The following is a 12,925-nucleotide window of genomic DNA, read 5'->3' on the forward strand; positions in this document are numbered from 1 at the left end:
CCGTTCGCCTGCACCGACGATGCAGGCTCGACCGCCCTGGTCGGGCCGCTCCGAACCAGGTACTTCCCAGGGATTTTGCAGGGACTTTCAGCTCTGTCCCAGGGACTTTCCGCTGAGTAGGAGGGAAAGGCTCTGACGGCTCCGAAAGGAGCAAAGTCCCAGGTCGGGGCAATGCCGGTGAGTTAACGGGTTTGCGCAGGTGAGGGCGCTGTGCGTCGCGGTTTGAGGCAGTAAGTAACCTTGTGACGCTGGGTAGTTCGTCACTTCCGGTGACGTGGATGCCAACCGCGGAGCATGGCAACGGAGCCCCCGGTAAGACAGGCGATCGACCAAGATCCGTCCGCCCCCCGGAGAGCTCCGTTGGGTGTCCAATCTGTCATTGATGCCGTCCCGTCTGCCATGACCACCCGCGGGCGGTCCTGCCGAGCACTGGCAGGACCGGGCTTCGGCGAGCACATCCGTCTCGGGGTGCTGACCGAAGAGATCGCCCCCGGGCTGGTGGACGAGGTACTTGAAGCCACCGGCCGCCTTGAGCAGCGCCGCCGCCTGCTCCCGGCCCGCGCGGTGGTTTACTTCGTCCTCGCGTTGTGCCTTTTCAGCAGTGCGGACAGCCTGGGTCCGCCGGGATACCGGTCGGTCCTGCGCGCGCTGACTGAGAAACTCAGGCATCTGCCAGGCACGTGCGTACAGCGGCTGCCCACGAGTTCGGCACTGACCCGGGCGAGGCAGCGACTGGGTGACAAACCGCTGAAGGTACTGTTCGAGCGGCGGTGCGGCACGCTGGCCACGGCAGCCACGCCAGGCGCGTTCGCCTTCGGACTACGGTTGGTTGCCTGGGACGGGACCGCACTGGACGTGCCCGACACCCCCGCGAACGCGGAGGAGTTCGGGTTCACCGGCAAGAACGGCGTCAACCAGGGCGGGAACCCGCAGGTCCGCCTGATGGCACTGACCGAGTGCGGCACACACGCCTTGATCGACGCGGCCTTCGATGCGGTGGCCAAATTCAGCGAGCACAAGCTCGCCCGCCGACTGCTGGCCTCCTTGCGGCCGGACATGCTCCTGCTGGCCGACCGGAACTTCTCCGGGTACGAGCTGTGAGGCCTGGCCCGGGCCACTGGTGCCCATCTGGCCTGGCGCATCAAGAAGAACCTGGTCTTCGTCCCGCTGCAGATGCTGCCCGACGGCTCCTATCTGGCCGTCATGCCGACCCCGAAGGAGACCGTCCGGCACGGGCAGGCCAGGGCTGCCGGCCGCACCCTGTCCCAGCCGCCCCAGGGCCACACCGTCCGGATCATCCAGTACACCGTCACCATCAAACCCCGCTCCGGCCTGCCCCGCACCGAGACGTTCCGGCTAGTCACCAGCCTGCTCGACCCCCAACTGGCCCCGGCCCGCCAACTCGCGATGATCTATCACCAGCGGTGGGAAATCGAAAACGGCTATGCCGAACTCAAAAACCGCCTGCGGGGCGCCGGGTTCATCCTGCGCTCCAAGGCACCCACACTCGTCTGTCAGGAGATCTACGCTCTTCTCACCGTCTACCAGGCACTATGCGCGCTGAAAGCCCACGCCGCAGAACACTCCGGGACTGATCCCGACCGGATCTCCTTCACCGTCACCGTGCAACTTGCCCGGCTCAATACAACCGCGCAAGCCGCAGCCGACCCAGGCACCCTACGCACGTCACGCCGCGAGGTCGTCCAAGAACTCCTCGACAGCCTCCTCCCGGCACGACGTGACCGTCAGTGCGAACGGCTCAAGAAGCCGTCCAGGAACACCTTCGACGTCAAGAAACGGGACCAACCACGCACCCTGAGTAACGTCCACTACGCACTCAAAGTGACCCGGTACCCACTCCGACCTGCGCAAACCCGTTAACTCACCGGCATTGCAGCTCAGAAGGCACTTTCGCGTTTCCGCTCAAGATCCGGACGCCACCGCAAGTGAAACGCGGAGGCTAGGGCACTCCCGGGAACCCGCAGGTCAGCGAGGGATGCCCATCAGCCCCCACAAAGGCCCGCCGAAGACGTTTTCCCTGGTCAGGGTGGAGAAAGCGGACGAGTAGGCCTGTACGCCGGGTTTAGTCAGCACGGGCAGCTCACTCATTTCCCGGCACGGTAAGGATGAGCAGGGGTGATGACAGGTGACGAGGGATCAGGTTTCCCAGCACCATCCCAGCACGGGAAAATCAGGAGTCCACCCCTCAAAGACCGGACCCCTTCTGACCTGTATGTTTGCTAGATCAGCGACGTGGTGGCATATCGCGCGCTACACGCTGAACCGGAACTCCACGACTTGGTGCGTCTCGCGACCGTGAAGCTCGCCAGCGGCGACTACCGGCTCAGCTGGACAGCCACCCGAATGATCAGATCACCCCCACCAGCGTGCGGTTCCGCCGTTCCAGCTCGAACCTGCGCAGCGCAAGCAGCTCAGAGAAAGCCTCATGACCACGTCAGCCAACCCGCGTCTTTGGTAGATGCATCGACATGGTCACGACGAGCGAATCTCCGCAGGTCACAGGGGTTGCGGCACGACCAGCCCTTGTTTGCGGCTCCTGCCGAGGACTCGAACCTGCGGCCAAGGCCACCCTCCGCCCCCCAACGCCCGCTCTCCCACGGCCAGCGCGGCCGACAAACAAGTCGACGCGCTTCTCGCCGGCCAGAGGTCAAGTGGCGGTGACCGGCAGCACGTCCGGCGACAGCGCCGCTCCCCGCGCCGCGGCGCTCGTCATCCGCCTGCGGTGATGACGTCGGCAGAGCACCTCGTACCCGACCTCCGCCGCCGACTGAGCCACGTCGCCCACGACAACCTGCTCCCCCTCGACGACCATCTCTCCACCCACGGTGCGCGCATTGTGCGTGGCCCGAGCACCACACCAGCACATCGCCTCGACCTGCAAAGTCTCCAGGCGATCGGCAAGCTCGATCAGACGCTGGGAGCCAGGAAAGAGCCTCGTCCGGAAGTCAGTGGTGATGCCGAACGCGAAGACGTCCAACTCCAAGTCGTCCACGATCCGGGCCAGTTGGTCGATCTGCCCGGACAGCAGGAACTGGGCCTCGTCCACGATCACGTAATCGACCCGGCCACCCCGAGACAACTGCCCCGCCACATATCCGTACAGATCCAGCCCCGGCCCGGCCTCCACCGCGTCGGTCACCAGCCCCAGACGCGACGACAGCTTGCCCTCACCCGCACGGTCATCACGCGTGAAGATCAACCCCTGCAGACCACGCGACGTTCGGTTATGTTCGATTTGTAGCGCCAAAGTTGACTTCCCGCAGTCCATTGTTCCAGAGAAGAACACCAATTCGGACATCAGGCCACAGGAACCTTTCACACCAAACGAACAGACGGGGCACCATCGGCACAAACAACTCCGCCACCAGCCGACACAACACCACCCACGCCAAGACCAGCCGATGGCGAATACCCAAGAAAGTCGGTCGACTTCCCGCAGTCCATCGTTCCGGAGAAGAACACCAACTCGGGCATGAGGGGTGGCGGGCCTTTCGGGCTCGTGCGGAGGGGGCGGGACGGCGCGCGGACGGGGCCGCGCAGACGGGGGCGGGACGGGTCAGGTGCGGACTTCGAGGAGCGGCACCAGCTGCTCCACTGCGGTCATCGAGCCGTGCAGACCGACCATCTGCGACTCCCGGGGCTCCCGTTCGGTGGCGATGATGGCCATGTCGGCATGGGCGGCGGCGACCACGTCACCGATCCGGCCGCGCACCCGGTCGTCGACGCGCGGCCCGAACCAACCCGCGGCGATGGCCTCTTCGCGGCTCGCCACCCACATCTGGTCGCCGACCACCTCGCGCCAGACGGCGAGGACATCGGCGGCGGCTCCCCGATGAGCGTACACATGCCGGGCCCGGCCCTCGCCGCCCAACAGGCGGACGCCGGCGCGCAGTTCCCAGTCCTCGTCGAAGTCGATCCGGGAGTCGGGGTCGAAGGGGACGTCGATCATGCCGTGGTCGGCGGTGATGTAGAGGGCGCTGCGCGGCGGGAGTTGCTCGGCCAGCCGCTGGGCGAGCCGGTCGACGTACATCAGCTGGCCGCGCCAGGCGTCGGAGTCGACGCCGTAGCGGTGGCCCTTGCCGTCCACCTCGGAGTAGTACGTGTAGACCAGCGAGCGGTCGCCGGCGGCCAGTTGCTCGGCGGCGAGGTCCATCCGCTCCTCGCCGGAGAGCCGGCCGTGGAAGGTGCCGCCGCTGAGCGCGACCTTGGTGAGCGGGGTGTGCTCGAAGTCCGGTGCGGAGACCTGGCAGGTGCGGATGCCCGCAGCGTCGGCGAGCTGGAAGACCGTCGGATACGGCTGCCAGACATGCGGATCGGTCCACGGGCGCCAGCGCAGCTGGTTCATCAGCGCGCCGGTGGCCGGGTCCTCGCAGGTGTAGCCGGGCAGGCCGTGGGCGCCCGGTGGCAGGCCGGTGCCGACCGAGGCGAGGGAGGTGGCGGTGGTGGCGGGGAAGCCGGCGGTGAACGGGCGGCCGGTGCCGTTGAACGAGGTGCCCAGAAGGGAGGTGAGGAACGGCGCCTCGTCCGGGTGGGCGCGCAGCAGCTCCCAGCCGAGTCCGTCGATCAGGAAGACGCAGGCCCGGTCGGCGGGGGCCAGTTCCATCGTGGTGACGAGGTCGCGGACGCCCTGCCCGGCAACGATGGTGGGCAGCAGATCGGAGAGTGAGCCGGTGCCGTACAGGGGCACCGGGGCGCTGAGCGGGTCGAGCGGTTCCGGTTCCGGCCAGGCGGGGGCGGTGTACGCCATCAGCGGGTGCTGGTGGTGGCCGCGGTGGCCTCGGAGAGCGCCTGGGCGAAGGCGAGGGTCTCGCGTACCGAGTCCGGGCCGTCGCCGGCCTCGCTGACCCGCAAGGAGAGGTCGTCGGCGGTGGACGAGCCGGTGTAGCCGTGGTCCGCGTCGCAGTTGGGGTCGCCGCAGCTGGCGGGCTCCAGGTCGAGGCGCGCGACGGCGCCCCAGCCGATGGTCAGCACGACCTCACGGGGCAGCTGGCCGGGGGTGTACGACTCGGGGTTGGCGACGACACGGCTGAGCACCACGGACGAGATCCGGCCGAGCTTGACGGACTCGGTGGAGGTCGTGGCGTACGGGGACGGGGAGGTGGCGTCGGCGGCCTGCTCGTCGGTGTGGCTGACGATGAAGCGGGTGCCGGTCAGGACCAGGACCGTCACATGGCGGCGGACCTCGTTGGCGTCGAACGTCGTCTCCTGGTGGACGAGGTACGACACGACCGGCTCGCCGCCCACCGCGGCCTGCACCGCCTCGGCCACGAGCGTCGGGTAATAGCCACTGCGCTCGATCGCCGCGCGCAGCCCCTGGGTCGTCGTACCGGTCTTAGCCATGGGGTCCATCTTACGGGGCGTACCGGGCCGCGAGAGCCTCAGTAGACGGGCAGCCGGCGGGGGCCGAGGTCGGTGGTGGCGGGCGGCCTGGCGATCCGGACGGCGGCCCCGAGGACCGAGAGGCCGTGCGGGGCGACGACGACCGGTTCGAGGTCGACGCCGACCACCTCGGGGTGGTCGTCGACCAGCCGGGAGACCCGCAGCAGCAGCTCTTCCAGCGCGGCGGTGTCGACGGGCTGGGAGCCGCGCCAGCCGAACAGCAGCGGGGCGCTGCGGATCGACCGGATCTGCTCGCTGACCTCGCGGTCGGTGGCCGGAATCAGCCGGTGGGCTATGTCGCCGAGCAGCTGGGAGGGCGCACCGGCCAGCCCGAAGGAGAGCACGGCGCCGGCGGCGGGGTCGATGGCGGCGCGGACGACCGTGTCGACACCGCGCGGCACCATCGCCTGGACGACCGGTTGCAGTTCCTGGGGGGAACCGAGGAAATCGGTCAATTCGGCATACGTACGGCGGAGTTCGGCCTCGCCGGCGATGTCGAGGCGGACGCCGCCGAGGTCGGCGCGGTGCCGCAGATGGGGGGCGATGGTCTTGAGGGCGACCGGATAGCCGAGCCGGGCGGCGGCCCGGACGGCGCTGTCCGGGTCGGGGGCGGGCAGGGCGGTGCGGGCGTGGATGCCGTAGCGGGCAAGCAGGGCCTCGGCGTCGGCCGACGGCAGCCGTACGGAGCGGCCGGGGGCGACGCCCTGGGTGAGCCGGTCCAGCAGCCGGTCGAGGTCGGCGCCGGCCGCGGCCTCCTGGATGTCGTCGTACTCGGGCACCCGGCCCGGCTCGGCCGCCGACCGGCGCCAGGCCGCGTACCGGACGGCCTCGGCGAGCGAGCGCACGGCGCGCTCGGCGGCGGGATAGGCGGGGATACGGGCGGGACGGGGGCGGGGCGCGGCGGGCGCCTCGGCCTCGGAGGCGGCCGGCCGGGAGCCCGGTATGGGCGGCGGGCCCGGAGGACCGGGGGCGTAGGAGGGGGCCGGGGGGTGCGGCGGCATCGGGGGGTAGGGCGGGCGGGACGGGGCGGGCGGCTGCTCCGGGGACCGCTCGGGCGTCTCCGGGCGGGGCGGCGCACCGTCCGGAGCCGGGGCCGCCGGCTCGTCGGGGCCGGGCGGAGCCGCCAGGGCCTCGGCGAGGTCGTCCATTGCGAGGTGGACGACGGTGACCGGCTTGCCCGGGTCGGCGGCGACCGCGGCGCGCAGGGCGACGGCCAGCGAGGCTCCTTCGCTGCCCCCTGGGGAGGCGGCGGCCTCCTCCCCCACCCACGGGATGGCGGTGACGACGACGGCATCGCAGCCGTCGCCGGCCAGCGCCGCGGCGAGTGCGGCGCGGAAGTCCTCCGGGGTCGCGTCGGAGGCCAGCACATGGGGGCGCTGCGGGCGCAGCCCCTCGGTGAGGCAGGCGTCGTACGCGAGCAGCGCCAGCGACTCGGAGTTGCCCAGGATGGCGATGCGGGGGCCGGCGGGCAGCGGCTGGGAGGCGAGCAGCAGCCCGGCGTCGATGAGTTCGGTGACCGTGTCGACGCGGATCACGCCGGCCTGGCGCATCAGGGCGGCGACCGTGCTGTCGGGGATACGGACGGTGGGGACGGCATGGCCCAGGGGGGCGGTGCCGGTGTGCCGGGCGCCCTTGGCGACCACGACCGGTTTGACGGCGGCGGTGCGGCGGGCGAGCCGGGCGAACTTGCGGGGGTTGCCGATGGACTCCAGATAGAGGATCGCGACATCGGTGTCCGGGTCGTCGTACCAGTACTGGAGGAGGTCGTTGCCGGAGACGTCGGCGCGGTTGCCGGCCGAGACGAAGGTGGAGATGCCCGCGATCCCCCCGTCGCCGGGGCCGCGCGCATGCAGTCCGCTGAGGAGGGCGATGCCGATGGCGCCGGACTGGGTGAACAGGCCGATCCGGCCGGCGCCGGGCATCCGGGGGGCGAAGGAGGCGTTCAGCCGGACGTCGGGGGCGGTGTTGATCAGGCCGAAGGCGTTGGGCCCGATGAGGCGCATGCCGTAGGAGCGGGCCTGGCGGAGCAGCGCGCGCTGCCTCTCACGGCCTTCGGGGCCGGCCTCGGCGTAACCGGAGGAGAGGATCAGCACCCCCTGGACGCCGTGTTCGCCGCAGTCGCGGACCACGTCGGGGACGCCGGCCGCGGGGACGGCGATGACGGCGAGGTCGACCGGCTCGGTGATCTCGCGCAGCGAGCGGGCGGCGTGGACTCCCTCGGGCTCCAGGTGGCGCAGGTCTTCGGGGAAGGCGTGGTTGACGGCGTACAGGCGGCCGGTGAAGCCGGAGTCGAGGACGTTGCGCAGCGCGGTGCGGCCGACGCCGCCGAGGGCGCGGCCGGTGCCGATGACGGCCACCGAGCCGGGGGCGAGCAGGCGCTGGACGGAGCGGGCCTCGGCGCGCTGCTCCCGGCCGCGCATCACGGCCATGGACTGCTCGGTCGGTTCGAGGTCGAACTCCAGGCGGACCACACCGTCCTCGAAGGTGCGCTTCTGGGTGTAGCCGGCGTCCGTGAACACCTTGATCATCTTGGAGTTGGCGGGCAGCACCTCGGCGGCGAACCGGCGGATGCCGCGCTCCCTGGCGACCGCCGCGATGTGTTCCAGGAGGGCGGAGGCGACACCGCGGCCCTGATGGGCGTCCTGGACGAGGAAGGCGACCTCGGCCTGGTCGTCGTCGGGGCTTTTTGCCGGCAGGCCCCGGTCGTTGATCCGGTCGTAGCGGACGGTGGCGATGAACTCGCCGCCCACGGTGGCGGCCAGGCCGACCCGGTCCACGTAGTCGTGGTGGGTGAAACGGTGGACGTCGCGGTCGGACAGGCGGGGGTAGGGCGCGAAGAAGCGGTAGTACTTCGACTCGTCCGAGACCTGCTCGTAGAAGGAGACCAGCCGCTCGGCGTCATCGGGCGTGATGGGGCGGATGCGCGCCGTCCCGCCGTCGCGCAGCACCACATCGGCTTCCCAGTGGGTCGGGTACGCATGATCAGGCGGCGTCTGCATGCCGACAGCGTACGGCCGGGCACCGACAACCGGCTCGGCGTGCGTACGCTCGGTCGCAGGGCCTGTCTTCGGCGGGACGAACGGCCGGGAAGTACGGCCGGTAACGGGACCGGGAGGTCAGGACGGAGGGCTGTGGGAGCATTCCCCGCAGCGTGAGAGACTGGTCTAGACAACAGTCACGACTTGAAGGGCAACACCATGGCTGAGCGCCGCGTCAATGTCGGTTGGGCCGAGGGCCTGCACGCCCGCCCCGCGTCGATCTTCGTCCGTGCGGCCACCGCGTCCGGTGTCCCCATGACGATCGCCAAGGCCGATGGCAACCCCGTCAACGCGGCCTCCATGCTCGCCGTGCTGGGCCTGGGCGCCCAGGGTGGCGAGGAGATCGTGCTCGCCTCCGACGCCGACGGTGCCGAGGCGGCGCTCGAACGCCTGGCGAAGCTGGTCGAGGAGGGCCTGGAGGAGCTCCCCGAGACCGTCTGAGGTCCTTCGAGGACCGCTGCGGACCCGCTCTCGCCCACCGGGCCCGCCGAGGCTCCCTCTGCTGCGGCCTCGCCGCGACGACCGGACACGGTTGCCGCGGCGGGGCCGTTTCGCTGCACGCGTTTCGATGATTCGGTACGCAGGGCGGGCACTGCGGAGCCGCTACCCCGTTAAGGGACCGTCGGCGATTACGCGATGCGGACATCCGGATTCACGGACGCGGAACTCGGTACGCGGAAAATGACATTCGAGGGGAATCGGCGAGAACTCCGGGCATAAAAGCCGGCGGAATGACGGCGCACCTCACCCGCCGACGCATCCCACGGAATTACAGAAATGCATTCCGGCGCGAGCGCGACGCATTCCGCACCTCTTTGTATACGGCTCGCGTGTTAATTCCGCGCACGCGCCGTGTTGACGGGCTGTTTCGAATCGCTCACGGCTGCCGCGGCGGGGCGCCGCAGCCGGTGCACCGGCAGGGAGCGCTCGATGTGGGCCGCCATCAGGGCACGTGCCCGTTCGGCGTCACCCCTTGCCACCGCGTCCAGTACGGCGCCGTGCTCGTCCCAGGCGTCGCCGACCCGGGCCGTCGGCTCCACGACGTACATCCACTCGATCTTGCGACGCAGCTGGGTGAGCAGCGCCGTCAGGCTGGGGCTGCCGGCCGCCTGGGCGAGCGTTTCATGGAACCAGCCGTCCAGTTGCCGCAGGTCCGCGGGGTGGCCGTGCCGGGCCCGCTCGCGGCCGAGCCGCACCAGGCCGCGGAGCACCTTCAGATGGGCGGAGCTGCGGCGGACGGCCGCGCGGGCGGCGCCCATCGGCTCCAGGAGGGCGCGGATGTCCAGGAGGTCGGTGGCCTCCTGCTCGGTGGGTTCGGCGACGCAGGCGCCCGCGTGGTGGCGGGTGGTGACGAAGCCCTCGGACTGGAGGGTGCGCAGCGCTTCTCGGACCGGGACTCTGGAGACTCCGTAACGCGCGGCGAGAATGTCCTCGATCAGCCTGCTGCCCGGCGCGAGCACGCCGGAGACGATATCGTCGCGAATCGCTGTGCACACCGCATGCGCGGAAATGTGGCCTCGCATCGTCCGTGCCTCCGCCGTATTCCCCGGGAAACGCCGCCGATCGGCAGCTTTCCCCGACTCTATTCGACCGGGACGGTTTTTCCTGCGGATGCCGTGAATTTATCGATATTTTTTGGCCGGCGCGCAGGGCGGCGCACTGACGGCGGCTCGGCCGGACATCCGGCCCAACGGGGGCAGTGGATACGGCAGATGCGGCGGAGCCCCGGCCCGGATGGGGGGCGGGCCGGGGCTCCTGGGGGACGCGTGGCGGGAGGTCAGACGGTGACGCCGTGCGAGCGGAGGTAGGCGACGGGGTCGATGTCCGTGCCGTACTCGGGGCCGGTGCGGGCCTCGAAGTGGAGGTGCGGACCGGTGGTGTTGCCGGTGTTGCCCGAAAGGGCGATCTGCTGGCCAGGGGTGACGGTCTGGCCGACCGAGACGCCGATGGACGACAGGTGACCGTATTGGGTGTACGTACCGTCGTTCATCTTGATCACGATGTTGTTGCCGTACGCACCGCCCCAGCCGGCCTCGACGACGGTGCCCGAGCCCACGGCATGGACGGACGTCCCGGAGGCGGCGTGGAAGTCGATACCGGTGTGGCTGCCCGAGGACCACAGGCCGCTCGACGCCTTGTACGGGGTGGAGACGTAGGAGCCGTCCACGGGGGCTACGAAGGTGTTGAGGCGCTTGCGTTCGACCTCGCGGGCGGCGCGCTCCTTGGCCACACGCTCCGCCTCGGCCTTCTTCTTGGCCTCCTCGGCGCGCCGCTTGGCCTCGGCTTCGGCCTTCGCCTTCGCGGCGGCGGCCTCGGCTGCCGCCTGCTGCGCGTCGGCCTGGGCCTCGATCCAGCCGGCGAGCTCGTCACCCACGACGACGGCCTGCTGGAGTCCGGTGTCGTGGTGCGCCGCGTCGTCGGTGGCGGCCAGCGCGGGCGACGCCACGGAGGCGACGACGCCGGAGGCCGCGAGGGTGGCTATGCCGGCGATGTTGCGGGTCGTACGAGCGGTGCGGCTCGCACGGCGGTGCTTCCCGGTGGCACGGGTGAACGCCATGTGCTGGCTGGTCCTTTCCTTCCCTCTCGCCTACCGGGTTAGCTGACGGGTTCGGAGCAGGAAGGTCTCCTACGGGCTCCTCCGGAGAGGGGCCCGATTCACCCCAAGGGACGTGTGGGTCCCCGGCTCCCCTGGCTCGCGCCGTACGGGGACTCGGCGATGACTGTCCGGTGCCACTGTTGTGGCGGTCTTGTGACGAACAGCCGGACCGACGCTAAACGGGACAACTTTCAATCGGCAAACAGAATCGGCTGTTTGTGCGGGACGCCACACCTCGGGTGGGCAACCAGTAGTACTGCGTGGGACATCAGCGGCAGGGACCGGCAACGGGGCGACGGTGCGCGCGCACCACGCGGCCTGCCCGCCCAACAAGGGCACGGCGATCTGCGGGATCGGCCGCGGACCCGCAGCGGGCCGGCGGCGGACATGCGGCGGCTCCCGCGGCGCATGATCGCCACGGGAGCCGCTTTGTCGCTATGTGACCAGCCGTCGCATGACAGGCCGTCATACGGGCGGACGCTAGCCGCCGACGACCGTCACCTCGCCGATCCCCAGCGCCTTGACGGGCTCCGCGATCTGCTCCGCGTCGCCCACCAGGACCGTCACGAGCCGGTCCACCGGGAAGGCGCTGACGGCCGCCGCGGTCGCCTCGACCGTGCCGGTCTCCGCGAGGCGGACGTACAACTGCGCCTGGAAGTCGTCCGGGAGGTGCTGCTCCACCTGGTCGGCGAGCGTGCCGGCGACCGCCGCCGCGGTCTCGTACTTCAGCGGGGCGACGCCGACGAGGTTCTGCACCGCGACATCGCGTTCGGCGTCGGTCAGCCCGTCTGCCGCAAGGGTGCGCAGCACCGTCCACAGGTCCTGCAGGGCCGGCCCCGTGGAGGCGGTGTCCACCGAGCCGCTGATGGCCAGCAGCGCGGCGCCCGTGGCGCCCTCGGGAGACGAGGGCGCGGAGGACCGCAGCACCTGCCCGAAGGCGCGTACCCCGTAGGTGTAGCCCTTTTCCTCCCGCAGCACCCGGTCCAGACGGGAGGTGAGCGTGCCGCCCAGGCAGTACGTGCCGAGCACCTGCGCGGGCCACACCCGGTCGTGCCGGTCGGGGCCGATCCGGCCGATCAGCAGCTGCGTCTGCACAGCCCCCGGACGGTCCACGATCACCACGCGGCCGGAGTCGTCGGCCACGATCGGCGCCGGCTTCAGCGGCTCGGCGGTGGATCCTGTCCAGGCGCCAAGGGTGTCGGCGAGGGCCGCGTCCAGGTCGACGCCGGTGAAGTCGCCGACGATGACGGCGGTGCTCGTGGCGGGCCGCACATGCGCGTCGTAGAAGGCGCGGACGGCCGCCGCGTCGATACGTGCCACGGTCTCCTCGGTGCCCTGGCGGGGCCGGGACATCCGGGCGGTGGCCGGGAACAGCTCCTTGGACAGCGCCATCGCGGCGCGGCGCGCCGGGTTGGCGAGCTCGTGCGGGATCTCGTCGAGGCGGTTGCGGACCAGCCGCTCGACCTCGCTGTCAGGGAAGGCGGGGGCGCGCAGCGCGTCGGCGAGCAGACCGAGTGCACGCGGCAGCCGGGAGGCCGGGACCTCCAGGGAGACCCGTACGCCGGGGTGGTCGGCGTGCGCGTCCAGGGTGGCGCCGCAGCGCTCCAGCTCGGCCGCGAAATCCTCGGCGGTGTGCTTGTCGGTGCCTTCCGACAGGGCGCGCGCCATGATCGTGGCGACGCCGTCCAGGCCCTCGGGCTCGGCGTCCAGAGGGGCGACGAGGTTGACCTCGACGGCCACGACCTGCTGGCCGGGGCGGTGGCTGGTCAGGAGGGTGAGGCCGTTGGGCAGTTGGCTGCGCTCGGGGGCCGGGAACGCCCACGGCTTGGGCGCGCCGCCCTGGGGCTGCGGGTGGAAGTCCATGGTGCTCACGGGGGCGTCGTCGCGGGTG

11 protein-coding genes and 1 riboswitch are annotated in these 12,925 nt (G+C 70.7%); of the genes, 3 read left to right on the forward strand and 8 right to left on the reverse strand.

Features of this window, described 5'->3' with window-relative positions; translation table 11 throughout:
* Positions 1-399: 399 nt before the first annotated feature.
* On the forward strand, positions 400-1,101 hold the full coding sequence (locus IEZ17_RS05160; protein ID WP_189296798.1) for a transposase domain-containing protein: 702 nt from the start codon (positions 400-402) through the stop codon (positions 1,099-1,101).
* Positions 1,102-1,140: 39 nt separating this feature from the next.
* Positions 1,141-1,881: a transposase gene (locus tag IEZ17_RS05165; protein ID WP_373299735.1), complete on the forward strand. Its 741-nt coding sequence runs from the start codon at positions 1,141-1,143 to the stop codon at positions 1,879-1,881.
* Between the two features lie 105 nt (positions 1,882-1,986).
* On the opposite strand, the gene IEZ17_RS43785 is transcribed toward IEZ17_RS05165, so the two are convergent.
* From IEZ17_RS43785 to IEZ17_RS05185, 5 genes are all read right to left on the reverse strand, one after another.
* Positions 1,987-2,109 carry a hypothetical protein gene (locus IEZ17_RS43785; protein WP_268249803.1) on the reverse strand — a complete coding sequence of 41 codons (123 nt, stop codon included), beginning with the start codon at positions 2,107-2,109 and terminating at the stop codon, positions 1,987-1,989.
* Between the two features lie 559 nt (positions 2,110-2,668).
* Positions 2,669-3,319, reverse strand: coding sequence for a thymidine kinase (locus IEZ17_RS05170; protein ID WP_189296802.1), 651 nt, complete (start codon positions 3,317-3,319; stop codon positions 2,669-2,671).
* A gap of 258 nt (positions 3,320-3,577) precedes the next feature.
* A complete protein-coding gene (locus IEZ17_RS05175) occupies positions 3,578-4,768 on the reverse strand; it encodes an alkaline phosphatase family protein (protein ID WP_189296805.1) in 1,191 nt (396 codons plus the stop codon).
* Positions 4,768-5,361 carry a DUF5998 family protein gene (locus tag IEZ17_RS05180; RefSeq protein WP_016571516.1) on the reverse strand — a complete coding sequence of 198 codons (594 nt, stop codon included), beginning with the start codon at positions 5,359-5,361 and terminating at the stop codon, positions 4,768-4,770. Before IEZ17_RS05180 ends, IEZ17_RS05175 begins: the two co-directional genes overlap by 1 nt.
* Before the next feature lie 38 nt (positions 5,362-5,399).
* Positions 5,400-8,399 carry a bifunctional acetate--CoA ligase family protein/GNAT family N-acetyltransferase gene (locus tag IEZ17_RS05185; protein ID WP_189296807.1) on the reverse strand — a complete coding sequence of 1,000 codons (3,000 nt, stop codon included), beginning with the start codon at positions 8,397-8,399 and terminating at the stop codon, positions 5,400-5,402.
* A gap of 198 nt (positions 8,400-8,597) precedes the next feature.
* On the opposite strand from IEZ17_RS05185, the gene IEZ17_RS05190 reads away from it, so the two are divergent.
* On the forward strand, positions 8,598-8,879 hold the full coding sequence (locus IEZ17_RS05190) for an HPr family phosphocarrier protein (protein ID WP_189296809.1): 282 nt from the start codon (positions 8,598-8,600) through the stop codon (positions 8,877-8,879).
* Between the two features lie 392 nt (positions 8,880-9,271).
* Here IEZ17_RS05190 and IEZ17_RS05195 read toward each other — a convergent pair whose 3' ends face one another.
* The 3 genes from IEZ17_RS05195 to IEZ17_RS05205 form a co-directional block, all read right to left on the reverse strand.
* Positions 9,272-9,961: a GntR family transcriptional regulator gene (locus tag IEZ17_RS05195; protein WP_189296811.1), complete on the reverse strand. Its 690-nt coding sequence runs from the start codon at positions 9,959-9,961 to the stop codon at positions 9,272-9,274.
* Positions 9,962-10,215: 254 nt separating this feature from the next.
* A complete protein-coding gene (locus IEZ17_RS05200) occupies positions 10,216-10,995 on the reverse strand; it encodes a M23 family metallopeptidase (protein ID WP_189296813.1) in 780 nt (259 codons plus the stop codon).
* A gap of 12 nt (positions 10,996-11,007) precedes the next feature.
* Positions 11,008-11,164, reverse strand: a riboswitch (cyclic di-AMP (ydaO/yuaA leader).
* Positions 11,165-11,514: 350 nt separating this feature from the next.
* Positions 11,515-12,897, reverse strand: coding sequence for a M16 family metallopeptidase (locus IEZ17_RS05205; protein ID WP_189297020.1), 1,383 nt, complete (start codon positions 12,895-12,897; stop codon positions 11,515-11,517).
* Between the last annotated feature and the right edge of the window lie 28 nt (positions 12,898-12,925).

Source organism: Streptomyces albospinus (genome assembly GCF_014648695.1).
Classification (GTDB): Bacteria; Actinomycetota; Actinomycetes; order Streptomycetales; family Streptomycetaceae; genus Streptomyces; species Streptomyces albospinus.

Bases quoted from the DNA above. Each gene is read 5' to 3' on its own strand.
- IEZ17_RS05190 (WP_189296809.1), top strand. From the start codon at position 8,598: ATGGCTGAGCGCCGCGTCAATGTCGGTTGGGCCGAGGGCCTGCACGCC.
- IEZ17_RS05175 (WP_189296805.1), bottom strand. From the start codon at position 4,768: ATGGCGTACACCGCCCCCGCCTGGCCGGAACCGGAACCGCTCGACCCG.
- IEZ17_RS05185 (WP_189296807.1), bottom strand. From the start codon at position 8,399: ATGCAGACGCCGCCTGATCATGCGTACCCGACCCACTGGGAAGCCGAT.
- IEZ17_RS05170 (WP_189296802.1), bottom strand. From the start codon at position 3,319: ATGTCCGAATTGGTGTTCTTCTCTGGAACAATGGACTGCGGGAAGTCA.
- IEZ17_RS05180 (WP_016571516.1), bottom strand. From the start codon at position 5,361: ATGGCTAAGACCGGTACGACGACCCAGGGGCTGCGCGCGGCGATCGAG.
- IEZ17_RS05160 (WP_189296798.1), top strand. From the start codon at position 400: ATGACCACCCGCGGGCGGTCCTGCCGAGCACTGGCAGGACCGGGCTTC.
- IEZ17_RS05200 (WP_189296813.1), bottom strand. From the start codon at position 10,995: ATGGCGTTCACCCGTGCCACCGGGAAGCACCGCCGTGCGAGCCGCACC.
- IEZ17_RS43785 (WP_268249803.1), bottom strand. From the start codon at position 2,109: ATGAGTGAGCTGCCCGTGCTGACTAAACCCGGCGTACAGGCCTACTCG.
- IEZ17_RS05195 (WP_189296811.1), bottom strand. From the start codon at position 9,961: ATGCGAGGCCACATTTCCGCGCATGCGGTGTGCACAGCGATTCGCGAC.
- IEZ17_RS05205 (WP_189297020.1), bottom strand. From the start codon at position 12,897: ATGGACTTCCACCCGCAGCCCCAGGGCGGCGCGCCCAAGCCGTGGGCG.